This is a genomic window from Paraliobacillus ryukyuensis, from assembly GCF_003315295.1.
GTDB classification, from domain to species: Bacteria; Bacillota; Bacilli; order Bacillales; family Amphibacillaceae; genus Paraliobacillus; species Paraliobacillus ryukyuensis.
The window spans coordinates 48,731-75,389 of record NZ_QNRI01000002.1; the positions used below are offsets into that span (position 1 = coordinate 48,731).

At 36.7% G+C, this 26,659-nt stretch carries 26 protein-coding genes; 17 read left to right on the forward strand and 9 right to left on the reverse strand.

The features are described 5' to 3' along the window. Positions 1-59: 59 nt before the first annotated feature. From DES48_RS03580 to DES48_RS03600, 5 genes are all read left to right on the forward strand, one after another. Positions 60-1,664, forward strand: a complete 1,605-nt coding sequence (locus DES48_RS03580; protein ID WP_425451852.1) for a xylulokinase — start codon at positions 60-62, stop codon at positions 1,662-1,664. A gap of 122 nt (positions 1,665-1,786) precedes the next feature. Next, complete coding sequence (locus DES48_RS03585) at positions 1,787-3,355, forward strand: histidine kinase N-terminal 7TM domain-containing diguanylate cyclase (protein WP_113866929.1); 1,569 nt, start codon at positions 1,787-1,789, stop codon at positions 3,353-3,355. A 439-nt stretch (positions 3,356-3,794) separates the two neighbouring features. Then, positions 3,795-4,763 carry an arabinan endo-1,5-alpha-L-arabinosidase AbnA gene (gene abnA, locus DES48_RS03590; RefSeq protein ID WP_113866931.1) on the forward strand — a complete coding sequence of 323 codons (969 nt, stop codon included), beginning with the start codon at positions 3,795-3,797 and terminating at the stop codon, positions 4,761-4,763. Between the two features lie 396 nt (positions 4,764-5,159). Beyond that, positions 5,160-5,429 (forward strand): 30S ribosomal protein S14, encoded by a 270-nt coding sequence (gene rpsN / locus DES48_RS03595; protein WP_113866933.1) that lies wholly within the window; start codon positions 5,160-5,162, stop codon positions 5,427-5,429. Between the two features lie 42 nt (positions 5,430-5,471). After that, entirely contained in the window at positions 5,472-6,554 is a 1,083-nt protein-coding gene (locus DES48_RS03600; protein ID WP_245911280.1) for a metal ABC transporter solute-binding protein, Zn/Mn family, read from the forward strand. A gap of 265 nt (positions 6,555-6,819) precedes the next feature. Here DES48_RS03600 and DES48_RS03605 read toward each other — a convergent pair whose 3' ends face one another. Beyond that, a complete protein-coding gene (locus DES48_RS03605) occupies positions 6,820-7,152 on the reverse strand; it encodes a magnetosome magnetite crystal formation protein family (RefSeq protein ID WP_113866935.1) in 333 nt (110 codons plus the stop codon). A 372-nt stretch (positions 7,153-7,524) separates the two neighbouring features. Next, the gene (locus tag DES48_RS03610) at positions 7,525-8,127 is read right to left on the reverse strand and encodes an NAD(P)H-dependent oxidoreductase (RefSeq protein WP_113866937.1); all 603 of its coding nucleotides are present in this window, start codon (positions 8,125-8,127) and stop codon (positions 7,525-7,527) included. Positions 8,128-8,271: 144 nt separating this feature from the next. Here DES48_RS03610 and DES48_RS03615 point away from each other — a divergent pair, with 144 nt between their 5' ends. After that, complete coding sequence (locus tag DES48_RS03615; RefSeq protein ID WP_113866939.1) at positions 8,272-8,460, forward strand: nucleoside triphosphate pyrophosphohydrolase family protein; 189 nt, start codon at positions 8,272-8,274, stop codon at positions 8,458-8,460. Between the two features lie 58 nt (positions 8,461-8,518). Then, positions 8,519-8,974: a GNAT family N-acetyltransferase gene (locus tag DES48_RS03620; protein WP_113866940.1), complete on the forward strand. Its 456-nt coding sequence runs from the start codon at positions 8,519-8,521 to the stop codon at positions 8,972-8,974. Between the two features lie 33 nt (positions 8,975-9,007). Here the strand turns inward: DES48_RS03620 and DES48_RS03625 are convergent, their stop codons facing one another. After that, entirely contained in the window at positions 9,008-9,325 is a 318-nt protein-coding gene (locus tag DES48_RS03625; RefSeq protein WP_113866942.1) for a MazG nucleotide pyrophosphohydrolase domain-containing protein, read from the reverse strand. A 118-nt stretch (positions 9,326-9,443) separates the two neighbouring features. After that, positions 9,444-9,938 (reverse strand): fasciclin domain-containing protein, encoded by a 495-nt coding sequence (locus DES48_RS03630; RefSeq protein ID WP_113866944.1) that lies wholly within the window; start codon positions 9,936-9,938, stop codon positions 9,444-9,446. Between the two features lie 206 nt (positions 9,939-10,144). On the opposite strand from DES48_RS03630, the gene DES48_RS03635 reads away from it, so the two are divergent. Both DES48_RS03635 and DES48_RS03640 read left to right on the forward strand, forming a co-directional pair. Continuing rightward, entirely contained in the window at positions 10,145-11,278 is a 1,134-nt protein-coding gene (locus DES48_RS03635; RefSeq protein WP_245911281.1) for a YibE/F family protein, read from the forward strand. Then, complete coding sequence (locus DES48_RS03640) at positions 11,275-12,048, forward strand: YibE/F family protein (protein ID WP_113866946.1); 774 nt, start codon at positions 11,275-11,277, stop codon at positions 12,046-12,048. The genes DES48_RS03635 and DES48_RS03640 overlap by 4 nt, the downstream gene beginning before the upstream one ends. A 48-nt stretch (positions 12,049-12,096) precedes the next feature. On the opposite strand, the gene DES48_RS03645 is transcribed toward DES48_RS03640, so the two are convergent. Beyond that, on the reverse strand, positions 12,097-12,561 hold the full coding sequence (locus tag DES48_RS03645) for a GNAT family N-acetyltransferase (protein WP_113866949.1): 465 nt from the start codon (positions 12,559-12,561) through the stop codon (positions 12,097-12,099). A 340-nt stretch (positions 12,562-12,901) separates the two neighbouring features. On the opposite strand from DES48_RS03645, the gene DES48_RS03650 reads away from it, so the two are divergent. From DES48_RS03650 to DES48_RS15855, 7 genes are all read left to right on the forward strand, one after another. Next, positions 12,902-15,736: a LamG-like jellyroll fold domain-containing protein gene (locus tag DES48_RS03650; protein ID WP_113866951.1), complete on the forward strand. Its 2,835-nt coding sequence runs from the start codon at positions 12,902-12,904 to the stop codon at positions 15,734-15,736. Between the two features lie 195 nt (positions 15,737-15,931). Beyond that, a complete protein-coding gene (locus tag DES48_RS03655) occupies positions 15,932-17,794 on the forward strand; it encodes a beta-glucoside-specific PTS transporter subunit IIABC (protein WP_113866953.1) in 1,863 nt (620 codons plus the stop codon). A gap of 3 nt (positions 17,795-17,797) precedes the next feature. Continuing rightward, on the forward strand, positions 17,798-19,261 hold the full coding sequence (locus tag DES48_RS03660; protein WP_113866955.1) for a glycoside hydrolase family 1 protein: 1,464 nt from the start codon (positions 17,798-17,800) through the stop codon (positions 19,259-19,261). Between the two features lie 31 nt (positions 19,262-19,292). Continuing rightward, the gene (locus DES48_RS03665; protein ID WP_113866957.1) at positions 19,293-20,144 is read left to right on the forward strand and encodes a PRD domain-containing protein; all 852 of its coding nucleotides are present in this window, start codon (positions 19,293-19,295) and stop codon (positions 20,142-20,144) included. A gap of 278 nt (positions 20,145-20,422) precedes the next feature. Continuing rightward, on the forward strand, positions 20,423-21,217 hold the full coding sequence (locus tag DES48_RS03670; protein ID WP_211318465.1) for a sulfite exporter TauE/SafE family protein: 795 nt from the start codon (positions 20,423-20,425) through the stop codon (positions 21,215-21,217). Between the two features lie 156 nt (positions 21,218-21,373). Next, positions 21,374-22,261: a LysR family transcriptional regulator gene (locus tag DES48_RS03675; RefSeq protein WP_113866959.1), complete on the forward strand. Its 888-nt coding sequence runs from the start codon at positions 21,374-21,376 to the stop codon at positions 22,259-22,261. 50 nt (positions 22,262-22,311) lie between these two features. Then, positions 22,312-22,488 (forward strand): hypothetical protein, encoded by a 177-nt coding sequence (locus DES48_RS15855; RefSeq protein WP_170126159.1) that lies wholly within the window; start codon positions 22,312-22,314, stop codon positions 22,486-22,488. Positions 22,489-22,564: 76 nt separating this feature from the next. Here DES48_RS15855 and DES48_RS15860 read toward each other — a convergent pair whose 3' ends face one another. The 4 genes from DES48_RS15860 to DES48_RS03690 form a co-directional block, all read right to left on the reverse strand. Then, positions 22,565-22,711: a hypothetical protein gene (locus DES48_RS15860; RefSeq protein WP_170126160.1), complete on the reverse strand. Its 147-nt coding sequence runs from the start codon at positions 22,709-22,711 to the stop codon at positions 22,565-22,567. 665 nt (positions 22,712-23,376) lie between these two features. Beyond that, complete coding sequence (locus DES48_RS03680) at positions 23,377-23,664, reverse strand: hypothetical protein (protein WP_113866961.1); 288 nt, start codon at positions 23,662-23,664, stop codon at positions 23,377-23,379. A 2-nt stretch (positions 23,665-23,666) separates the two neighbouring features. Then, positions 23,667-24,152: a hypothetical protein gene (locus tag DES48_RS03685; protein ID WP_113866963.1), complete on the reverse strand. Its 486-nt coding sequence runs from the start codon at positions 24,150-24,152 to the stop codon at positions 23,667-23,669. A 316-nt stretch (positions 24,153-24,468) separates the two neighbouring features. Beyond that, complete coding sequence (locus tag DES48_RS03690) at positions 24,469-25,362, reverse strand: fructose bisphosphate aldolase (RefSeq protein ID WP_079710378.1); 894 nt, start codon at positions 25,360-25,362, stop codon at positions 24,469-24,471. 193 nt (positions 25,363-25,555) lie between these two features. On the opposite strand from DES48_RS03690, the gene DES48_RS03695 reads away from it, so the two are divergent. Beyond that, a complete protein-coding gene (locus DES48_RS03695) occupies positions 25,556-26,581 on the forward strand; it encodes an NADP-dependent oxidoreductase (RefSeq protein ID WP_113866965.1) in 1,026 nt (341 codons plus the stop codon). The last annotated feature ends 78 nt before the right edge of the window (positions 26,582-26,659 follow it).

Genomic DNA, 26,659 nt, shown 5'->3' on the forward strand with positions numbered 1-26,659 from the left:
TTATAATAAAGTCATAAGAAAGCGTTTTAATTATTGGTGGTTACTTAAAGGTGGGGGGAATGAAAATGAGCGAAATGAACAAACAGGCGATTCAGAATGGGGAAACATTTTTAGGTATTGAATTTGGCTCAACACGAATTAAAGCGGTACTAATTGGTCCAGATCACACCCCGATTGCATCGGGTGGCCATGATTGGGAAAACAGTTATGTTGCTAATATTTGGACGTATGACACGGCAGAAGTGTGGAAAGGTCTACAAGATAGTTATCAAAAAATGGCTGCCTCTGTCAAAGAGCAGTATGGCCTTGCGTTGAGCAAAATTGGTGGAATCGGTTTTAGTGCGATGATGCATGGTTACATGGTGTTTGGAGCGGATGATGAATTACTTGTTCCATTCCGTACCTGGCGAAATAACATTACAGACCAAGCTTCAAATGAACTAACCAACCTATTTAACTATCAGATTCCACAACGTTGGAGCATTGCACATTTGTATCAAGCAATACTTAATAAAGAATCACATGTTTCGGATATTACATTTCAGACCACATTAGCAGGGTACGTTCATTGGAAACTGACGGGTCAAAAAGTACTTGGTGTCGGTGAATCCTCTGGTATGTTCCCGATTGATGTAGAAACGAAAACATTTAACCAAACCATGGTTGATCAATTTAATACATTAGTAGAAGCAGAAAATCTTCCTTGGAAACTGGAAGACATTTTCCCGCAAGTGAAGGTAGCCGGCGAGGATGCAGGTGTACTTTCCGAAGAAGGAGCTACTTTATTAGATCCGACGGGTACATTAGAAGCAGGTATCCCATTATGTCCCCCAGAAGGGGATGCAGGTACTGGGATGGTAGCAACCAATAGTGTTGCGAAGCGCACTGGTAACGTATCGGCGGGAACTTCTGTATTTGCCATGGTTGTATTAGAAAAACCATTGGAAAAATTGCACACAGAAATTGATCTTGTGACCACGCCATCTGGCCACTTAGTTGCGATGGCACATTCAAATAATTGCACATCTGACTTAAATGCATGGCTCGATTTATTTTCTGAGTATTCCGGTATAATGGGCTTTGAAATAAGCAAAAATGAGTTGTATAGCAAAATGTTTAACTTAGCATTAGAAGGGGACCATGATGGAGGCGGCTTACTCGCTTATGGTTACTTATCCGGCGAGCACATGACGCACTTTGAAGAAGGGCGTCCATTATTTGTTCGCTCTTCTAATAGTAACTTTAATCTAGCAAACTTTATGCGTACCCATTTATACTCCGCATTAGGTGCGATGAAAATCGGTATGGATATTTTAATGAAGGAAGAAAAAGTAGAACTAGATGAAATGCTTGGTCATGGAGGTTTATTTAAAACCAAAGGGGTTGGACAAAAAATCATGGCAGCCTCATTGAACACGCCGGTATCGTTAATGGAAACAGCTGGAGAAGGTGGTGCATGGGGAATTGCACTACTGGCATCTTATATGAAGAACAAAGCTATCAATCAATCATTAGAAGATTATTTAAATGAAAAAGTGTTCGACAGTCAACAAGTTGAAACAATCGCTCCTCACCCAAAAGACGTGCAAGGTTTTGAGATGTTTATTAAAAGATATAAAGAAGGTTTACCAATTGAGCGAGCAGCGGTTAATTATTTAAATTAAATACAGAATATAAAGATAGAAAACATTTGTTTTCTATCTTTTTTTATGTAAAGCTAATAATAATACATAACGAGCAACGAGAGCACCTGCTGCATGAATAGTCTAAATAAAAGAGGTATCCCATGAATACGAATATAACCGCGTTTGTCTCACTAATTAGCATCTCAGCTGTATTAAATCTATTTCTAGCTATCTATGTAGTAAAGAAAAAAAGTTACTATAGAAGCATTGCAACGACTTTTAGTATGTACATTGGGTCAATTACGATCTACTGTCTTGCAGCAGCTTTTGGTTTACTTTCTACCTCAATAGAACAATTGAAATTATGGACAACAATACAATATATCGGAATCGCTTTTGCCCCTATACTGGGGTTGTTCTTTGTTATGCAGTATTTAGGTCGAAAAGTGAACCGAAAAAGATATCTAATCTTTCTAGTGATACCTATAATCACCTTGTTATTGGTAGCCACAAATGACTTGCACCATTTGTATTATCGTGTTTATGAAGCTCACCCATATCTTGGATTACCCTATATCCAATTAGAAATAGGGATAGGGTATGTCATACATGGTATCTATACGTTTTCCTGCATGTTAGCCGGGCTATATGTGATTTTAGCAAATTGGAAAGAAACAAGTGCAACCTATCGTCCGCAATTGGTAGCGCTAATCATTGGTCAGCTGATTCCAATGGTAGCAGCGTTTATTTATTTGCTTGTTGGCACTGCTCCAGGTATTGATCCAGTCCCGATGGTTTTGTGGATTTCCTCCCTTTTATATCTATGGGCTATGAATAACTCGAAGATGTTTACCGTCATTCCAATTGCAAAAGATACCATTTTTCAAAGTATGAATGATGGCGTGCTAGTTTTAGACGAATCTTATCGTTTAATCGAGTTTAATAAAGCAGGCCAACAAATGTTTCCTGGATTAACAAAAGACATGCTTGGCGTTAACTTTTATAATTTATGGCGAGACCTTTACGACGAAGTATTCCCTTGTACCTTAGATCAGTCCCCTTTGACTAAAGAAATTCATGTTGATCAACATGGTACTATTTATCAAATGCGAACGAGTTGTCTCGGTGTATCGAAGCAACACAATGGTATTGTCATGCTTTTTACTGATATTACAGAAATGAAAAAGCTACAATTCCAGCTTGAGCATATCGCTTATTATGATGAGCTTACACAGGTGTTAAATCGTCGAGCGTTTTTTCAGCATTGTCTATCTGAATTTTTACAAGCCAAAGAAACTGGTACGCCATATACAGCGATTTTAATGGATATCGATCATTTTAAACGTATTAATGATTTTTATGGACATGACATTGGCGACGTTGTATTACAGGAAGTAGTACAAGCGTGTAAGCAACAAATTGGCAACAATGCATTATTTGCTCGATATGGGGGAGAAGAATTTGTTGTAGCAGTTCGTGCAGATGCGGCGGAGGCCTTCACACTTGCAGAACAAATGCGTCAAACATTGGAACATCATGCCGTACCTATTGATAATACCAACTTGTTGGTTACGTTTAGTATAGGAATTGCACAAGCCACTGGAGACGAAGCCGAGACACTTCGTCAATTGTTAAAACGGGCAGATACCGCGCTTTATGAGGCCAAAAATAATGGTCGAAACCAAGTGAGAATTGAGGGAGAGAACGCTAAGTCATTGCACTTGTACTAGAAGATATATTTAAAAAATAGCGTAGCGAAATTTATAATAATCAATCTAATTTTTGATAAAACGAGTGGATTGTTGTTTCTATCTTTGCTGATCCGATTAACTGACTAAAGGCAGGGTAAAAGTGACTTCATCAGCAGTTTATTCATCAACCACATGTCAACAAATAATGGAGTTGTTCACTCCCATTTGTAACCAAATTTTTAGTCGAGTTAAGTAGTAAAAAATTGATAATAAGCGAATGGTATTGTAGTTACGTAGCCAATACCATTTTTTATGTTAATTACATGAAATCAGACTAAGGTGATAACTCATAGCTTAAGATAGTTGAGTTAAACATTTTACAATATATTCAAAACTATTGATAGCGCTTACATTTTGTGGTTTAATAAGATTGTGAAAGAAAAATTTGTAAACGAATAATAGGGAGGGGTTTTTATTAATGGTATCCAAGTGGAAAGTACTAAGACGTTCATTGCTGCTATCTAGTTTGTTTCTTTTCTGTATTATCCCTACTGCATCCGCCCAATTTTGGGATCTATCTGGGGACACGATGTTACATGACCCGTCGATCACAAAAGAAGGGAATACGTGGTGGGCTTTTGGAACTGGAGAAGTAAATAAAAATGGGATACGTGTTATGGTGTCTAATAACGGTTCTTACTGGTCACCAACCCCTGTGATTTTCCCGTCACCATTATCATGGTGGAAAAATTATGTACCTACCCATGAAACGAATCAATGGGCACCTGACATACAATACTATAATGGAAGGTATTGGTTGTTTTACTCTGTATCATCGTTCGGCTCAAAAAATTCATTGATCGGCTTGACGTCAACAACAAGTATTCAATCAGGTAATTGGCGAGATGATGGTTTAGTTATCCGATCGACTATGAACAATAATTTTAATGCAATTGATGGTGACTTAGTCATTGATGTGAGCGGTGAGCCTTGGTTATCATTTGGTTCATTCTGGAGTGGCATTAAACTAGTAAAATTAGATAAGTATACAATGAAACCGACTGGAAACATTCATTCCATTGCAGCTCGACCAAATCACCCAGAACATGCGATTGAGGCGCCAAATATTACGTATCGAAATGGATATTATTATCTCTTTGTATCATTTGATCACTGCTGTCAAGGAGTGAATAGTGATTATAAAATCGCAGTTGGTAGATCAAGACAAGTTACCGGACCATACTATGACCGAAATGGGGTAAATATGTTACAAGGAGGAGGAACAATTCTTGATGCAGGTAATGAGCGGTGGAGAGGACCAGGGCACCAAGATGTATATAATAATAATGTAATTGTACGACATGCTTATGATGCAGAGAATAACGGGGTTCCAAGGCTATTAATCAATGATTTGTATTGGGATTCTGCTGGGTGGCCGACTTATTAACCAAGATAAGAAAGATGAGGTTGAGACATAACTAAATCAGAAGAACTAGAGTCCGAACAATGTGAACCAAGCGTAGGCAAAATACGCAGACTCCTGTGGGCCCAAGTATGTGCCCGTGGAAAGCGAAATATTTTGCCTAAGTGCTATTATGGTGCACTCTTTAATGTTCGGATTTTTTCTATTCAGTTACGCTTTTGTCCTAGTCGCAATCTTTTATTAGTAGTGGTTACAAAAAATAAATCGTAATAATTACTGTTTACAAATATGAAGAAGCAGGCTATAATATTAAAGCGAACCGTAATAATTACGATTGATGTAAATATATTGTATTGGTTACCATATTTTTTGGTGAATAAATCGTAAACATTATTATTTGAAAAAAGGAGGTAAACACACATGGCAAAAAAATCTAAGATTGCTAAAGAGAAGAAGCGTGAAGTAATGGTTGAACGCTATGCAGAGCTAAGAAGAGAACTGAAAGAAAAAGGCGATTATGAAGCGTTACGCAAGCTTCCACGAGATTCTTCTCCAACCCGAGTGAAACGTCGCTGTGAAGTAACTGGTAGACCAAGAGGTTATATGCGTAAATTTAACATGTCACGAATTGCATTTAGAGAATATGCACATAAAGGCCAATTGCCTGGTGTCAAAAAAGCAAGCTGGTAATTGGGACTTTTATATTAAAATTGTATTAGGGAGTGGAGACAATTGAACAAACGTTGGAATATAATCGCAGTGTTAGGTATCATTGCAATTTTAATCTTAGGAGCATGTGGTGGACAAGCAGCTGAAGAGAGTGCTTCAAATGAATCTGAATCAGATACTGACGCTGCAGTTGAATCAAACGAAGAAACTTTACAAGTTTACACAACGCTTTACCCGTTAGCTTATTTTGCTAATGAAATCGGTGGAGATCATGTTAATGCGGAATCTATTTTACCGCTTGGAGCAGATGCTCATACTTACGAGCCAACTTCAAAAACAATGGTGGATATTGCAGAAGCAGACGCTTTTATCTACAATGGTGCAGGTATGGAAGCATATGCAGAATCCATTACAGATGCTTTATCTGGAGAAGATGTTAGCATTTTAGAAGCGTCAGAAGGAATTTCTTTAATTGACCATTCAGAAGAACATGCCCACGGCCACGAGGAAGAAGGTCATGATCATGCAGAAGGTGAAGACCACGGCCACGAGGAAGAAGGTCACGATCATGCAGAAAGTGAAGACCGTGATCATGCAGAAGAAGGTCACCACCATCATGGGGACAAAGATCCACATGTATGGTTAGATCCAATTCGTGCGATCAGCTTGGCTGAGAATATTAAAAATACATTAGTGGAATTACAACCAGATTCGAAAGATGAATTTGAAGCGAACTTCGAAGATCTTAAAACAAGATTAGAAGAATTAGATACAGACTTCCATAACACATTGGAAAGTGCTCCGAGAAATGAAATTTTAGTTACCCATGCAGGTTATGGCTATTGGGCGAGTGCTTACGGTATTGAGCAGTTAGCTATTTCTGGACTGTCTCCATCTACTGAACCATCACAGAAAAAATTGCAAGAATTAGTAGATACAGTGAAAGAACACAACATTCGCTATTTACTATTTGAACAAAATGTCGAACCAAAAGTTGCTCGAGTGATCCAAGATGAAACAAATGTAGAATCCTTATATATCCATAACTTATCTGTTTTAACAGAAGAAGATGTGGATAATAATGAAGATTACTTTACGCTGATGAATCGAAATCTAGATACTATTAAGATGGCTTTACAAGAATAATAAACAATGAGGCTGACACAAAAGTAAAATGAAATACTCAAAAAACGACTGTTAGATATTTAATGATATCTAACAGTCGTTTTTGGTTGGTGAGGATAATGAAGTAACTGGAAAAATGCGACCCTTTAGTGGGAACAACAAGTGTTATTGACAAATACCAATATTTATTTAAGAAAAAGAAGCGCTTGGAGAGAAGTAACCTCTCTATTCAAGCGCTTCTTTTGTTTATTCACATAGGACAAGGCAAATGCCGTTCCCGTCGTAGTTATTTAATTATTTCAATCCCGCCAATTAAAGGTAGAGGTTTCATTTGACCGTTAGCAGCGTTAACAATGCCTAAGATAAAAAAGACGAAAATAACAATGCTTGCAATAGGAATAATAATAAATACACCTATAATAGGAATTATAGCACCAATAATGTTTACAGCAATACTCGTAAGTAATAAAATAAGTCCTTGATTTGCGTGATATCGAGCAAAGGCAGAGTCTTTTGCTGCAAGAAGCGGAATAAAAAAGAGAATATACCCTAAAATAGCAACTAGCTTGTTTTCTTGCACATCATTTGTATGTGTTGTGTTCGTTTCTAAATCATTCATATAAGTTCCTCCATTTCTAAATAAAAAATAACATTTAATTGTCATAACTTACCTCAAGCTACAAAATAACATAATTCGATTGAGTTGAGAATACTATTTTCAGAAAATAAACTAAATGTACTAAAGTGTTTAAAAACAGAGGGTCCAAAAATTAGGCATAGTCATAAAGGATTACTGATAAGCGTAATCGTTGCAAACTGTTGCTTTTTTATAATAAAAATGGATTTTTTTCACACAAAAACCATTCTTTTTAAATAGGAAGATGCAATCAGTTTAAACAAAAGTTGCTGTAAAAAATTATAATAAAAGAATTAATAAATATACAGAGGCGCTAATTTCTTCGTTAGGTGTATGACTATTTGGAGTTGCTTCTTACAAGGTTGCAATTCTCTTCTCCGCATCTTCCAAATATAATGCTAGTTCTTCACGGGTTAAATAGGGAACGCTACCATAAAATACATGATCAATCACCTGAACATTATTACTATTAAACAACCAGCCAGATGTCAGCATGCGAATAGCACCTGTCAATGGATTTTCTTTTCCGTCAATTTCTTGTGGTTGTCCAGTAGGGGTAAAGAATAGCGCACGTTTACCATCAAACTGTTTTTTAACTTCTTCATTTTCAAAGCTGTATGCAAATCCATGCTGAAAGACCCGATCGACATAGCCTTTCATGATGGCAGGCATCCCGTTCCACCAGCTTGGAAAAATGTAAATATATAAATCACTTGCTAACATGTAATCCATCTCTTGCTTTACATCAGTAGGGAATTGCTTATTTTCACGAACAAACTGCTTATCTTTAATATGTATCATATCTGGACCATCTAACACAGGGTTAAACTTCATTTGATACAAATCACGGACTGTTACCTGATAGTTTTTTGCCTCTAAAGCTTTTGTAACACGTTGCAGTAATGCATGGGAAAAACTTTCTTCTCTTGGATGAGCATAAACAATTAATGCTTTCATAAAATCGACCACCTTCAAAGTCATGTTTAATATTTCACAATCAATAGTTAAAGCATAGCATGAATAATTTTACAGAACAATAGGTTCGTATAGCATTATATTGTCTTCATACGATAAACTAGTGTGAAGGAAGGAGGGGATAATATGCCTGTTTATCGCAAACTAGTAAGAGATAATATCATCGCTATTATCAAAGCAAACAAGCAACATCCACAGTTTCGCATCTTATCCGCTAACGCGTATCGCGATGCACTGATAGATAAACTGAGAGAAGAAGTTGAAGAATTGAACCGAGCCAACCAACTGTCTGATAAAAAAATGTTAGAAAAGTAGGATTTCAACACACAACTGTGGGAGATAGAGAAATTTACTGGGATTGAAGGAGAGTGAGATGGAAGTTAGAGAGTTAAACCAATTAGAAGAAGCACCGATGCATTTATTATTATTAGCTGATCCCTCCCAGTCCCTAAATGAGGAGTATTTGCACAAAGGTCATTGTTATCTGGGGGTGGAAGCGAATGATATTGTGGGCGTATACATACTACTTGCTCAAAGTTCAACAACAATTGAACTAGTAAATCTGGCAGTTGCGCAACAATTTCAAAATCAAGGAATTGGCAAGCAATTGATTAACCATGCTATCCAAGTGGCCAAAAATAATGGATATCAAACGATAGAAGTCGGTACCGGTAATTCTAGTATTGGTCAGCTTGCGTTATATCAGAAATGTGGTTTTAGCATTTATGCAGTGGATAGGGACTTCTTTGTGAAGCATTATGATGAACCAATTTTTGAAAATAGTATTCATTGTAGGGATATAATTCGCTTAAAACAAACTTTGGGCTAATAAGATGATAGAAGCATTGAAGCTTCTATCATCTTACGAGTTATAGCGTTTATTTAACTTATTTCGGTGTGATCGAAAGATGTCTTCAAGTGAGATATCATATTTATTAGCAATGGCACTCAAGTTTCCCAGTACATCACCAAGTTCCTCCATTAATTCTTGTTTTTTTCGTGTGAAAGTTCCTGTACTTTCATCTGGTCTGTCTCGTCCAATTTCTAATGCTCGAACCGCTCTAGCTACTTCTCCTGTTTCTTCTGCTAAAAAACCGATACGAATAAAAATATCCAGCTCTGACCAGCCCCTTTTTTGATAATATGTACGAACCCATTCTTGAAATTCATTTACATTCAACAAAAATCCCTCCTATTCAACTAATATCTAGTATAGCAAAGAATAGGGGAATTTGATTAAATGTAATAAAGAAAAAAACAAGGAGAAAGTATCAAAGAGCTTCTCCTTGTTAAGGATTTTACGGTATTAACACCTTGTCAATGACATGAATGACACCATTAGACGCTTCTATATCCGGAGTAATGACACTGGCATCATTAATACGAACGGGATTAAGGGTAACTTTTGCTTTTTTATCAGCTAGTGTTTTCACTTTCATCTCATCTTTAAGGTCACTAGATAGCACTTTACCTGAAACGACATGATAGAGTAGGATGTCTTTCAAATCATCGCGTGCAAGTAAATCCTCTGCCGTAATTCCTAAATCACTTAATAACTTTTTAAACGCTTCGTCTGTCGGTGCGAATACCGTATAAGGACCATCTTCTTTTAATGTATCGACTAATTCAGCCTTCTCAAGAGCGGAAAGTAAGATACTAAAGTTACCAGCCTCTTTTGCTACATCGACAATGTCCTTTCCACCTGTTGGATTTTCCGCTGCGCTGACATTTGTGGCAAAAGCCATCACCATCATCATCACTACTAGTACCATCGCTAATTTACGTTTCAACATCGTTAATTCCTCCTTCATTCAGTTTCTGAACGATTTTTTCACCTCTAGTATGTTAATCATTTCAATTTTTATCCGACATTCTAATAAATTTTTGAAAAATTAATTCCATTCAAATTCCACACATACATAAGCACCATGTGATAAAATAGATAATCGTTATAAGGGTTTTATAACATTAGTTATTATAGAGATCAGGAGATGTTTTTTTGGCAACATTAATCGATTGGCTAAAGAATATCAACCATAGGTTTTGGTGGATTATCGGAGGACTGACTGTACTATTTATCGCCTCCCTTATTTTTGTTACACATAATGCGATGTTTTATCAACAACCGATTGCGCAAATTGTGAAAATTACTGACGAAACGCAAACGGAAGTAGCAGATGAGCATCAGAATCAAGATATCGTATATACGCAACATATCGTTGCTAAATTGAAAAATGGAGTGCAGAAAGGAAAGGCTTTGACGCTGACCAATGAATACTCAGAATCAAGAGCATATCACCCGAAATTAACCGTTGGACAAGATGTGTTTGTCTCGGTGGACTCGAATGATAGCGGTCAACTAAAGGGAGATATTACCGATGTGAAACGTGACCAAGCATTGCTCATTGTCTCGTGGATTTTTATTATGGTTTTGTTAGCAGTTGGGAAGAAACAAGGGTTATATGCGATGATTAGTTTGGCTGTAAACGCTGTGATTATTACGTTGGCTATTGACATGTATATTGCCACTTCAAATATAAGTTTGTTACTGATCATGAGCGGGGCAGTTATTTTAATAACAGTTCTGTCGCTAGTGTTTATTAGTGGCTTTCAAGCACAAACCTATGCAGCTGCTGTGTCCACGCTTTTGGGGACATTTGTGTTACTATTTATTACGATGTTTGTTCTGTGGCTTACCGATGAACAAGGAATCAGGTTTGAAGAAATGGCATTTTTAAGTCGACCACCACAGGCTATTTTTATGGCAGGGGTTTTAATTGGTGCGTTAGGGGCCGTGATGGATATTGGTGTTTCCATGTCTACCTCGCTGTTTAGCTTGTATGAGCAAAATAATGCGATTTCAAATAAAGATTTAAAAGCGTCGGGAATTGAAATTGGCAAGGATATTATGGGAGCGATGACCAATATTTTGTTTTTTGCCTATGTGAGTGGAACGATTCCTTCCTTATTACTTTATTTAATGAATGACGCAACGGTAGGCTTTACTTTTTCAATGAACCTATCACTTGAATTAACACGTGCCCTCGCTGGTGGGATTGGGATTGTCTTAACGATTCCAATCGGCTTGTACACCACGATTTACTTTATTCATCGGAAGCGGGTGAAAGCATGAATGCGCTTATTGTCTTAGCAGCTGTTTTGTTTTTATTAATGACCATTATTGGTGGAAAAAAAGGTGTTCGTTCCTTTGTTGCGCTATTTATTAATTTCTTTGTGCTTATTGTTGCTGTCTTTATGATGACAGATCCAAATGCCGATCCAATCATTTTAACGTTAATTGCCTGCGCGATTATTAGTTGTGTGACGTTGTTTTTTATTAATGAGATAAATATCAAAACAAAAACGGCATTTATCTCGACATTTTTAACCACAGCGCTCATGTTGTTGTTTATTTTTATGGTGACAGACCAATCAATGATCCATGGCTTTGGAGAAGAAGAAGTGGAAGAACAAACGATCTATTCGTACTATTTAGGGATTAATTTTGTTAAAATTGCCGCTTCTGTCATTATTATGAGCACAATTGGCTCGATTACCGATGAGGCCATTGCTGTCAGTTCGCCGATGTACGAAATTCGTAAACATAATCCAACGATTAGTCGTAAACAATTATTTTTTGCAGGGATGCGTATTGGGAAAGACTTATTAGGGACTAATGCCAATACGTTGTTTTTCGCTTTCTTCGGTGGTTACTTGGCGTTGTTAATTCGTTATAAGGATTTAAACTACACCATCGGTGAAATCATCAATGCCAAAATATTTAGTTCTGAAATGCTTACGATTCTGTGTGGTGGAATCGGCGTTGCATTAATTATTCCTGTAACTGCCATGATTACCGCCTATGTACTCACGCGACCACAAAAACAAAAAGCGTCTGGATAACTGGCTCCAGGCGCTTTTTCTATCTACTTCATAAGCTCCGCACATTAATTATTGGTTAAGATATTCCATTCTCACAAATTCATAAGTATCTCCATTTGTCGCTTGCATGAATGTTTCTCTATCGACAAAGCCAATCTTGCGATACGTCTTTATCGCTCGTTGATTGAATGTCGCTACCGCTAACGTGATACGTTCAGGAGAAAATGTCGTTTGAATAAATGCTAAACATTGTGCTAAAAAATCCGCTCCAAGCCCTATTCCAGTTAAATCGGGTCGCATGCCCAATCCAATCTCCACCGTGTTTGACTCTCTCTGTTCAATTGATAGAAACCCGGCTAGTGCATCATCGCTAGTAACAGCAAAAACGTTTCCCCTTGCGTTAGGATCTGTGAATTCCACTAAATCTTCTGGATCGGATTCCATATCATAAAAAGAATAAATACCGTCATAATGCCAGTGAAAAGCAATCATTTCTACTTGTGCCTGTGTAATAGTAGTAAATTGGTATGTCATGGTTGGTACCCCCCTTTTTTTAATGACATCATACGATAGCTTTTTGAAAAAAATAATCACTTGTCTTTTCACACAACAGGTACGTACAAATTATATTATTTTTCCAATTAAAACGTTGTGAAAACGCTTTAATTGTCGTATGATATTGTTATTAGTTAATGTAATACAACCTTGCTTAACATCATCAAGTTATAAGTACGTGTGGAGAGGAGGAGCATTGCAACATTTATTTACCAACTGACATCACCAGAGAGAACATCTGCTTAAATAGAACATCATTCAATTGACTTCTAAAAAAATGATTGCGCTTTCTTAATTATGCTATCGAAAGGGGAAAACAATGCATTTGATTCGAAAACGGTTAATCTTATTGTTGTTCATTGCTGTGTTATTTTTACCTATTACGTTATATGGAGAGGGGAACGAGGTAATGGCAGAACCTGAAACACCAACATTTGAAAATGCGTCTGTCCATGATCCATCCATTATTCAAGATCGAGATAGCGGGATGTACTATGTATTTGGCTCGCATATTGCTGCTGCAAAATCAGAGAATTTAATTAATTGGAATAACTTTACTAACGGTTATAAGACGCCTGGTAACACACTGTATGGTAATTTGTCTGAAAATCTAGCAGCATCCTTTGAGTGGGCAGGTGAAGATGATGCGGATAGTAGTGGTGGTTTTGCTGTATGGGCACCAGATGTTTTTTGGAACAAGGATTATGTCAATGAAGATGGTTCAAAAGGGGCTTACATGATTTATTATAGTGTTTCTTCTACTTATATTCGCTCTGCAATTGGTGTTGCAGTTTCTCAAGATATTGAAGGGCCTTACAAATATGTAGATACCATCATGTATTCTGGTTTTCATAATGAAGAAGCTTATGATGCAAATAGTGATGTCAATAAACATTGGGAAAATACCAATCTGAGTGACCTAATTGAGGAAGGTGTAATCGATGAAGTCAATCCCGATTGGTTCACGGAAGAAGGAGCATACAATAATAGTTTATACACAAATGCCATTGATGCCAATATTCTTTATGATGAAAATGGTAAGTTATGGATGACTTATGGTTCTTGGTCTGGCGGAACGTTTGTATTGGAATTGGATAAGGAAACAGGTCTGCCAATCTATCCAGGCGAAGATGGGCAAACAAGTGATGGTCGTATGATTGATCGTTATTTTGGTACAAAAATTGCTGGTGGATATGGTCGCTCGGGCGAAGGAACGTATGCCGTTTACGATGAAGCGACAGGTTATTATTATCTCTACATCACTTATGGTGGTTTAGCGTCAGATGGTGGCTACCAAATCAGACAATTCCGTTCTGAAAATATCGATGGACCATATGTGGACGCAGCTGGCAATCAAGCGGTATTTCCAGAATCATTTGATATGGGTGTAGGGAATTTTCCAGGAAATGATGACCATAAACAAATCGGGAATAAAATGATCGGTAACTTCCTATTTGAACGGGCATTAGGTGAAGCTGGAGAAGGCATTGGTACTGGATATGTATCACCAGGTCACAATTCTTATTTGATTGACGATGATTTAGGAAAAGAATTTCTTGTAACACATACACGTTTTCCGCAACAAGGAGAAATGCATGAAGTTCGTGTGCATCAAACGTTTAAAAATAGCAACAATTGGCCTGTTCCAACGCCATATCGTTATGCTGGTGAAACCATTAAACCAGTAGATGAAGCGACTATTACTGGAGATTATAAATATATTAATCATGGCAAAGAAATAACAGGCGATATTACTACGTCTTCATGGATTTCTTTTAATAAAGACGGAAGTATCTCGGGTGCTGTTACTGGAACATGGAGAAAATATGATGATTATCGAGCGGAAGTAAACGTGGATGGAGAAACCTACGATGGTGTGTTTATCAAGCAGTGGGATCCAACCGCGGAAGCATGGGCGATGACATTTAGTGCAATGTCAGGTGATGGTGTTGTTATTTGGGGTAGTCATGCGGTTAATGGTTCTGATCAAGATATAATTGATGGTATTAAACAAGAGTTGTCAGAGCGTTTTGCAGACCCAGTCATCAGTGACATTGCTTTACCGACAACTGGGACCAAAGGGGCAACAATCACATGGGAATCAGCGCAACCAGCGATTATTGCAACCGACGGTACCGTAAACCGTCCAACAGGAGAAGATGCAACGGTTGATATGACAGCTACGATTTTGTTAGGAGAGATGAAGGAAGAAGTTACCATACCAATTACAGTAAAAGCAGCCAAGGAAGGTAAATTAACAGCTTGGTATAATTTTGATGATGGATTGGGCGATCAATCAGGTAATCAAGAGGATGCGACGGTAACTGGTAACCGGATAGATAATGAAGGTGGTGAGATCACTTTTGCAGAAGGAAAAACAGGTAAAGCCTCACAGTTTGATGGCAACACAGGCCTTCGTTTAGCTGATGGATTAATTTCTGATGATAGCTATTCGATCTCCCTCTGGGTCAATCCAGAGGAATTAACGGAGTATTCCACTACCTTTTTTGGTGCAAGAACGGAAAATAATTGGATTAGCTTTGTACCAGAAACTTCATGGGGAAATACCATGGTATGGTCGCACAATGGTGATGATTGGTATGATGTTGCGACAGATTCTACGATTCCGGTGAACCAGTGGTCTCATCTAGCTTTAACAGTAGATGATGGTACAGCTACTTTTTATATTAATGGGGAAGAAAGATTCACAGGAGAAGACTTTCCAAACATTTTTACGTCAGTAGATGGTGCCTTTAGTTTAGGCGTGAATTATTGGGATACCCCATTTAAAGGTTTAATGGATGAAGTGCGTGTCTATGACGGTGTCGCGCTTCCTAGTGACGAAATAACCATGCTATATGAAAACCCAGGGGGCCCTGCTGAACAACCTGAAGAAGAAGCAGGAGAAGAAGGCCCATCTGATGAAGAGCTACCGGATGAAACGATTGTGGATGAAGAGGATTCATCAGGAAGTGATAGCACTATTGGTGAAATGGGTGGACAAACTGATAATCAACAACAAAATCAACAGGACGGTAATCAATTGCCTCATACGTCTACAAACATGTTCACGTATCTTCTTATTGGAGTTGGGTTATTAGTGATCGGAGGGATCACCTATTTTGTTTGGAGAAGAAAGTATAAGAGAATTTAAGCTTTCTACAAATAATTAATAACAAAATGTTGACGCTTTCAATATAGGGGTGTATAATAAAAACAAATCAAATAAACTAAAGACATGTGACTGGTAAAGCAGGCAGGATCTAAATTGACAAATTTTAATTTTTGTCATTTTAGGTCCTTTTTTATTTGATTACATCTATAGAGAAATCAAAAAGGAGGCAAGGAAATGGATTATAAACAGGTTGCAAGAAAAGTTATTAAATTTGTAGGTGGAAAAGAAAATGTATCACATCTTGAACATTGTTCTACAAGACTTCGATTTTCGTTGTATGATAACAACAAAGTGGACACGGAGCAATTAGAAGCAATAGACGGGGTAATGGCTGTCAAGATGTCTGGACAATGTCAAGTTGTGATTGGAAATGAAGTTGTTGAAGTGTATGATGAAGTAGTAAATGAACTAGGGGATACTGTCGTTGAAAGTGAGAATACGACGAATCAATCAAAAGAGAAGCGAAAAATTGGAAGCGTTATATTGGATTTTCTAGTCGGAGTATTTCAACCTTTAGTTCCTGCGATAGCCGGAGGTGGTGTGCTAAAATCCACCTTAATGTTGTTATCCTTATTAGGTTTGATGGACGCTGAAAGTCAAACCTATCAAATTTTTACAATGATTGGGGATGCACCACTTTATTTCCTTCCAATATTAGTAGCCATAACAACAGCAAACAAATTAAAAGCTAATGCATTAGTGGCTGCTTCTGCTGTTGGCGCATTATTGCTACCAAATTTATTGTCAATGATAGAGGACGGTGCACAATTATTTAGCTTTAATCTGCAAAGTATTGCATATGCATATCAAGTGTTTCCTGCTATTTTAACTGTTATCTTATTTGCTCAGGTTGAAAAGCTATGGACGAAGGTGTCACCGAAGCCAATTAGAATTTTCTTCGTTCCAATGATGAGTTTAGTTGTGACTGTACCGATTGCTTTGTTACTATTAGGGCCATTTGGATATACGTTAGGTCAAGGATTATCCTCTGTTATACTCACCATTTTTGAATCGGTAGGATGGATAGCAGTGGCGTTGTTAGCAGCAGTACTTCCGTTTATGGTAGCGACTGGAATGCACAAAGCAATGCTTCCTTATGCCATTACCACTATGGGAGAAATGGGAAGAGAAATTCTATATTTACCAGCCTCTTTGGCACATAACATTGCCGAAAGTGGGGCGTGTTTTGCTGTCTCAATGCGTACGAGTGATAAAAAGCTAAAAGCAACAGCGATTTCAGCTGGAATATCAGCTTTCTTTGGGATAACAGAACCTGCTTTGTATGGGGTCACCATTCAAAATAAGAAAGTACTATCAAGCGTCATGATAGGTTCCTTTATTGGTGGTACATTTATAGGTCTAGTCGGTTTACAAGCCTTTGCCTTAGTTGGCCCGGGGGTTGCTAGTCTACCAATGTTTATTTCGGAAGATTTACCGAGAAATATCATTTATGCAATTTTTGGGTTACTAATATCATTTTTAGCGACTTTTATCGTTACTTTGATTTTATTTAAAGAAAAGAAAGAAGATAAAGCTAAATCTAACAGTAGTAACACATCCTTGTCCCATCATACGGATCTAACAATCTATAGCCCTGTAAAAGGAGAATTGATACCTTTAACAGATGTGAAAGATGATGTGTTTTCAACAAAAGTGATGGGAGACGGGTTAGCGATACAACCGGAAGAAGGAGCTCTTTTTGCCCCAGCAGATGGAAAAATTGAGATGGTCTTTAACACGAAGCATGCGTTAGGGATCGAACTAGATAATGGAGCACAGCTGTTGTTTCATGTAGGTATTGATACGGTTCAATTACAAGGTGAATATTTTGAAGCGCATGTTGAAGTTGGTGAAGAAGTAAAACAAGGTCAACAATTATTAACGTTTGATCTTAATAAAATTATTACGGAAGGGTTTGAACCTACTATTGTTTGTGTTGTTACAAACAATGAGGATTATCAGGTTGAAGTGCAAAATCAAGATAAGCAAGTAACGGAAGAAAGTGAAATTATGACAATAACGAAGATAGGAGAATAAAATATGGATAAACAAGGATTTCCGAAAGATTTTCTATGGGGTGGCGCAATGGCTGCTAATCAAGTGGAAGGTGCGTGGAATGTAGATGGTAAAGGGTTATCAGTAGCAGATATGGCTACATTTAAGTCAAATCTTAAGTTAGAAGATTACGAGGGTCATGTTGCTATTTCATCAGAATTTATTGAAAAGGCAGCCAATGATCCATCTGATAAAGATTATCCAAAACGTAGAGGTATTGATTTTTACCATCGCTACCAAGAAGATTTAGCATTATTTGCAGAAATGGGTTTTAAGGTTTTGCGTGTTTCCATTGCATGGAGTCGGATTTTCCCGACTGGAGAAGAAACGGAACCAAATGAAAAAGGATTACAATTTTACGAAAACCTATTTACAGAAATGAACCGTTTAGGTATCGAACCTATTGTTACGCTATCTCACTATGAAATGCCATTAGCATTAAGCACCAAATACAATGGATGGGTAGAAAGGTCAGTAATTGATGATTTTGTCAGGTTTAGTCAGGCGTGTTTCCACCGTTATAAAGATTTAGTGAAGTATTGGTTAACTTTTAATGAGATTGATAGTATCCATAGGCACCCATTCACAACAGCAGGTATTATTCCAGATCGCTGTCCAGAAGGTAAAGAAGAAGAGATCGTTTATCAAGCATTGCATCATCAATTTGTTGCATCGGCGCGCGTAACAGCAGACTGCCACCGTATCATTCCAGGAAGTCAAGTAGGATGTATGTTAACGAAGCTAACCACTTATCCAAACACATGCGATCCGAAAGATGTAGAAGTCACACTAAAGAAAAATCTGCACAATTATTTCTTTGCTGATGTACAAGTGTTCGGTGAATATCCAACTATGATTGAACGTATGTTAGAAAGAAAAAATATTCATATCAAAATGGATCCTGGTGATAGAGAAATTTTACGTGAACATACCGTAGACTTTGTTTCATTTAGCTATTATATGTCACTAACGGAGTCTGCTAAGGAAGGTATGGAAAAAGCAGCAGGAAATACAATTATGGGTGTTAAAAATCCTTATTTACCTGCGACAGACTGGGGTTGGCAAATTGACCCTGTAGGTCTTAAAATATCTTTAATTGAATTATATGATCGTTACAAAAAACCACTAATCATCGTCGAAAATGGAATGGGAGCATATGATCAAGTGGAGAACGATGGATCTATCCATGATCCGTACCGAATTAATTACTTTAAAGAGCATTTTAAACAAATGAAAGAAGCCGTTGAAGAAGGTGTGGATCTATTCGGCTATACGAGTTGGGGAAGTATTGACTTAGTAAGTGCTGGTACATCTCAAATGTCAAAAAGGTATGGTTTTATTTATGTTGATCAAGATGACGAAGGAAATGGTACCTTAGAGCGTAAGAAGAAAGATTCATTTTATTGGTATAAAAAAGTAATTGAAACAAATGGTGAAGACCTAGATTAACATCCATTCCTTTAAACAGAAGGGTGATCAGATGATAAAAATAAAAAAAGTCTTAAATACGAGCGTTGTATTGGTCGAAAATGAGGATAAAAAAGAGTTTATTATGTTTGGTAAAGGTATTGGATTCGGACAAAAAGTTGGAAATCAAATTATGGAAGAACAAGCTGATCAACTGTTTATGCCAATTGATAATTATAAAGTAAAAGAATTTATGCAGGTTTTAGATTCCATGTCGCCTGAATTAATAGATTTAACACAAGAAATAGTCAATTACGCAGAACAAAAACTAGAGACAAAATTAAATTCAGGTATACTCTTTACGCTTATGGATCATCTAAGCTTTGCTGTGGAGCGATATAAGAAAAATATTAACTTAACAAATCGTGTCTATTGGGAAATTAAGAGTTATTATAAAGAAGAATTTAAGGTTGGTGAGTTTGCACTAAATCGAGTGAATGAAACATTTGATGTGGATTTACCTAAAGAAGAAGCCGCAAACATCGCTTTTCATATCATTAATGCGCATGGAAAAGAACATGAAACGCGTGATGGGATGAAGCACGCAAAGATGATCGGTAGTATTGTGAACTTAGTTAGATATTCCATTAATAGTAATATTGATACGGAAAGTATTCATTATACACGTTTTATTACACATGTTAAGTTTTTTGTAGAACGTTATTATGGTGGTAAGATGCTACAAGATAAAGATGATATGCTTTTTGAACAAATCGCTAATTTGTATCCAGAAGCTATGAATGGAGCTTTCAAAATTAAAGAATATATTGATCAAGTATATGGAGAGAATATACCGAATGATGAGTTAACGTATTTAGCCGTGCATATTCATCGGTTATTGTCTTATGATCAATTAAATAACTAAAGTACAGTTAATGATGGTTTTGTTTTAGGCTACAGAAAATCATTACCCGCTATTTATACGTGATAGTATATGTCAAAGGATTATATCATTTTTTATTGGAAGGCTTTATTTAGTAAGGGATAGTATAGTCCCTTATTGTAACAATTCCAATTGACGTACGTCACGTGAAGTAAAAGCCATAGCCAAAGGTTATACCCTATGAGATATAGCTATTTTTCGATTAAAGAATTGTTTGCTAAACTAAGTGAAGATAGTAGTGGACGATTTTTTAGGAGATGATGGCAATCATTGTTTTATATTTTCTTATTGGGTTTTTAGCTTCTACGATTGGAGCGATTGCTGGTTTGGGTGGGGGGGTCATCATCAAACCAGTTCTAGACTTTTTTGGTGACTTCAATTTACAAACAATCGGTGTTTTATCAGCAGCAACCGTATTCTCAATGGCTACCATGTCATTAATTAAACTTAGGAATAAGGATGTGAAAATTGATAAAATCGTAAGCTCAATCCTTGCTGGAGGTTCCATCCTTGGTGGCATTATCGGAAAAGCAGTTTTTAATTTTATTGCAATTTCTCTAGATATACCAACAATTACAGAAATTATTCAATCATCTGTATTAGCAATACTACTCACGCTTATCTTTGTCTACTTTTTAAATAAGAATAAACTAAAATCATTTGTTTTTAAAAATCGAATCATGATTTTCACGATTGGTTTTACACTTGGTTTCTTCTCCGCATTTCTGGGTATAGGTGGAGGACCGTTGAACGTAACCGTACTCATCTTACTTTTTTCTATGAATGCAAGAGATGCAGCCATTAATTCGATCTTTATTATCTTTTTTTCACAATTATCTGCGCTACTATTAATTGCATTTACTACTGGATTTGGCGACTATGATCTATCGATGTTATGGTACATGATTCCGGGTGGCATATTTGGTGGTCTGATAGGAGCGAATATTACAGTTAAACTATCGAATACGCAAATTGAAAAAATATTTAATATTACGGTGCTCCTTATTATTTCGGTCAATCTATACAATATTGTGAATGTAGTTGTTACTCTATAACCCCCAAAAAGTTTCAATGTAGCATATGAATGCATTGAAACTTTTTTATTGGCGTTATTTTTCAAAAAAATAGAACCATTTGAGGCGCATGCATTTGCCATCATAAAACTTCGTATATAATAGAGATAGAATACGGATTGGCAAAGGAGCATGGAAATGAATATTGAAACCTTACGGATGTTCTGTCTCGTTGTTGATACAGGTAGCATTAGTCAAGCGGCTAAATTATCGTATGTTTCACAACCCGCAGTTACAAAACAAATGCATCAACTTGAAACGACTTATAATACGCTACTATTTGATCGAACAGATGGGCGTTTACTACTAACCGATAGCGGTAAAATACTATACCCATTTGCTAAATCAATAGTAGCAGAGTTTAATCGATCGAAAGCGATAATTGCTGAGAATCAAACAACCTTTCATCAGTCACTAAACATTGGAGCAAGCTTGACGATTGGGGAGTATCTTTTACCAGGTTTGCTAGGGCGATTCAAACAACAACATCCAGAGCTAAATGTTTCTCTATTAGTTGAAAACACACCAAGAATTATTGAAGCACTGCTAGATAATGTGATTGATCTTGCCTTAGTAGAAGGAATTGTTCAAGATGACAATTTAGTGGTGGAGAATATAGCTGATGACGAGCTTGTGCTCATCCATAGTCCCGGCCACCGTTGGAAAGACAGAGAATCGATTGATGTGGCAGAATTAGCTGAGGAACACATGTTATGGCGAGAACCAGCTTCAGGAACGAGGCTGATCATCGAGAACTTTTTAAAAACGAATGGTGTGTTGGATCAAATGCAGAGTTACATGGATTTAGGAAGTACCCAAGCAATTAAAAGTGCAGTAGAAGCAGGTCTTGGTGTCAGTATTGTATCGCGCTTAGCCGTGACAAGAGAGTTGACGCAAGGGGTACTATCGGAAGCGAAAATCAAAGATGTTCATTTCAAACGAAATCTTTGGCTAGTAAAGCAAAAGCAACGGTTCAGTAAAAACAGTGCAACCAATTTTGAAGCTTTTATTAGCAATAATACATAAAAAAGGGAGGTGAAACCAGATGTTGCGTTATTCGGGGAGGTAGGAAAGTAATGGAAATAACATTAATTAGACATGGGAAATCACTACTGACAGAAAACGATCGCATCACTAGCTTTGCGTTTACATCTTGGGTGGAAAAATATGATAAACAAGTCGTGTGCGAGGAAACAAATTTCCCTTGCGAAACGGTAGCAAGAATAGCCAAAACTAACATAATGATGATTTAATAAAATAAGCCTAAATCTTCAATTAATAGTGAGGATTTAGGCTTATCGTTATTTCACTCATAAGTCAATGAAACGTTTATTTATCTTCTTGTATCATCGCTTTTAGTTCTTCTTGTCCTTTGCGAAGTGATTTTACTTCGTTCTCCAATGTATCCATTTTCTCGATAATTGGTTTTAGTGCTTCTTCAAGCATTGCTTGCAGGCGTACTGCTTTTTCATCCATCAATTTCATCTCCTTCAACATATATACTTATTCTTCAATGGGGCTAATAGGGCTGAATGGATTGACTGTGCTCCTTAATTATCGGAGCGGTTGATTTAACAATTTCAATTGTACTTTCATTAAGCATAAGATAAACCCTTTGTGCTTTCATTGCTTGAAAGTGCTAAATTCACTATACATAAGTAAATACTTTAGGCGCATAAGGTAATTATCAATAATATAAGTTTAGACTTATCAATTTCTTCACATTCAAGGTCTGCTAAAAGATATATATTAAATACTTTTTTACAATAAATCTAAATCATGCTAAAAGCAATATATATAATATTACTTTTAAAAAATTGACACATTTCAAAGAATGGAGTGTTTTACTGTGGGCAACTTACATCTTATACCGATTATTCGCTTCGCACACAAATTTATTTAGGCAAACTCCCTAAAGGGAAACGGATTGAAAGATAGTAACTATTATTTTCGCAAAATTCTACCAAACACCTTTATTATAATTGTGAACAGTGATATTTTTACAGTGGCAACTAATATAGCATCTTTAATGAATCTATTAGCTCTCTTAAATTAATACATAACGAAACAATCATTCTACTAACACATTCATTATTTTATTCATTAATTAACAAACCACGTCCTTTTATCACTTGTGCTCACTAAACCATAAGCATGATAAAATAGATAATTTCTGCTATCGGATAAAGAATAAAAATGCCATTAAATACTTGTAATGTTCTAAGTAACCAGTGCTTTTTTTCAAAAGTAATTCCAATGTATAGTAGAGAAATAAATCCAATAATGGGACAAGAGAAGCCTAATGATCCATAGTTGGGAGGGGAAGCATCGATCGTTTCTTCAATGAAAAATGCAAAAAAGATAACATTCACAACAAATAATGAGAGGGGAATAATAAGCTTTCTTTTATTGATGGCTTGTTTAGCCACTATCATCTCTCCTTTTTAAAACGTGAGAAAATTAAATTAAATAAATACCGAAAAATAAGATAAATAAACGCGCCAATTGGAGCGGCATATAAATCTAACCAAAGTCCGTTTTGGTATTGTTTTGGATTTTCAAAAAGAAGAGGAGTTTTCAAAGCGCTATCGAGCAACGAAGGTATCATAAACACGGTCCATGGATTGATTAGCCACTTGTTTACGTTAAACTGACTAGATATACTTTCATAGAGAGTCTCGCCGACTCCGGTTAAAACACCGACAAATGCTACCATATAAAAATAATCGCCTATAGATAAACTATTCTCATTTAAAGGGAAATAATATTCCATAAGTGTATAGGAAATAAAGGTCAATACCAGAGTAGTAAAAAGGACACTCCATACGAATCGAATCGTTTTATAATATGGAAAGCCAGTCTTTTGTAATTGCTTCCGAAAGTTTTTTCTATCCACAGATAAACCTTCCTTCTTCAATCGTAACCCTCCTCGAATTGTTTGAAAAGAATCGTGTTGGTGCATATTATAAAATAAGATTTATGTGAAAACAATGGAATTTGCTTAAATTTCCAATAACCAAATTTGAGTTTTTGAAAGCTATTAGTAAATTGGAGCGAAGAAGTGAGCTTGCCGTAAAGTAAATTACTTGTGATTATAGCGAATGATACTCAACTGGATCTAAAAACATATAGGATGTAACTAAATTTCATTTCATTCAATTGAAGCGCATCCACCGCAATAAAAAAGCACACGATCAGAGTTTTCTAATCGTGTGCGAATAAAGTACAATTACTTATTTTTTATAAACGGAAGCATCAAAAATAGAATTAACTGCTTTCCGTAATTCTTCATTGAACGCTTCGTCTGTCTGATCGGCATGTAGGTCTTGAGTTAATGCACGAGAAAAGCTAGCGATAACGCCTTTGTTAAGTTTCAATTTATTATTTGCTTGTTCTCGAGTATAGCCACCGGATAGCGCTACAACAAGCACTACTTGTGGGTGATCAACTAACTCTTTATATAAGTTTTCTTTATTAGGTAAGGATAACTTAAGCATGACAAGCTCATCTGTTGCTAATGTATCCAGATGGTGCAATAGTTCTTGTTTTAATAGATCCTCGGCTTCTGCCTTTTCCGGACTATGAATATCTACTTCTGGTTCAATAATAGGGACTAATCCAGCACCAATAATTTGTTTTGCTAGCTTAAATTGCTGATCAACGACTTCTTTGATTGCTTCTGGATTTGCTTTTTTAATCACAGAGCGCATTTTCGTACCAAAGATACCATGTTCGTTAGCTCGAGCTAATAAATCATCAAGGTCCGGGATTGGTTTCATCAACTGGACACCATTTTTCTCTTCTGCTAATCCTTTATCAACTTTTAGAAAAGGAACAACTCCTTTTACATTTGCTAAATAATCCGCAGTATAACGACCTTCAATTTTACTATCCATGGTTTGTTCAAAAAGAATTGCGCCGATCACTTGATCAGAATTAAATGCTGGAGCTGTAATAATACGTGTACGCATTTGATGCACGAGCTCAAACATTTCCTCTTCTGTTGAATAGGCATCTTCACTTATACCGTAATCAGCCAAGGCTTTTGGTGTACTACCGCCACTTTGATCTAATGCAGCGATAAACCCATTTCCATTTTGCATTTTTTCCAAATGTTTTGTATTCATACGACCACTCCTTTTCGATTGCTAGCTTCATTTTTCAGTTCAGCTAAATGATATTTAACCTATTTCTAGTTTAGCACTATGAATGTCTCGTTTATAGTAAAGCGCTCAGATAAAAATTTCAAAACAGAATATTTTCATTCTTAATCCATTTTTAGTATGTTAATTAAGTAAGAAAATTAAAGGAGTGATGATCATGAGTCAAACTAGTAAACAAATTCGTTTAGCAAAAAGACCGACAGGAATGCCAGAGCAAGATACATTCTTATTTGATGAAAACGAAGTGAAAGAACCCGCAGAAGGAGAGGTAGTCATCCGTACGCTGTATCTTTCCGTAGATCCATATATGAGAGGACGAATGATCGATGCGCCTTCTTATGTACCACCATTTGAGCTAAACCAAGTAATCACTGGATCAGTTATAGGTGAAGTTGTTCAATCAAATGCGACTAACTTGACTGAAGGGGATATCGTAATCGGTAGTTATGGTTGGCAAACTTATTATACCGCAAATGAAACGGAAGTAAGAAAGATCGATCAAACGATCGCGCCGATTTCTAGTTACTTAAGTATCTTAGGTATGACTGGTTTAACCGCATATTTCGGTTTACTTGATCTAGGTGAACCAACAGAAGGTGAAACGGTGGTGATAACTGGAGCAGCTGGAGCAGTAGGGTCTGTTGTGGGGCAAATTGCCAAGATTAAAGGCTGCCATGTTGTTGGAATTGCCGGATCAGATCAAAAAATTAATTACTTAACTGAAGAATTAGGTTTTGATGAAGGGATCAATTATCGTAATACCGACGATATGACAGCAGCGATTGGACGTGCTTGCCCGAATGGCGTCGATGTTTTCTTTGATAATGTTGGTGGTGACATCGCCGACGCTATTATGCAACATCTTAATAAATACGCACGAATCCCATTATGCGGAGCTATCTCAAGTTATAATTTAGAAGGTGTGGATCAAGGTCCACGTATCCAAACCCAAATAATTAAGAAAAGTGCTCGTATGCAAGGCTTTACGCTAGGTGATTTTGCTAATCGTTTTGATGAAGGTACCAAGGCACTTGCTGAGTGGTTGCGCGAAGGCAAATTAACAGACCGTGTGACAGTGGTAGAAGGGTTTGAACAGACACCAGAAGCATTTCTTGATTTATTTAGAGGCAAAAACATCGGGAAACTAATTGTTAAAGTAGCCGAGCCAGAAGTAAGTAAATAATGAATTTTAAAAATATCAAAATAGGAAATATGAATATTTAAAAATAGTAATAGCCCCCTCCTATGGGTGAGGGGGTTA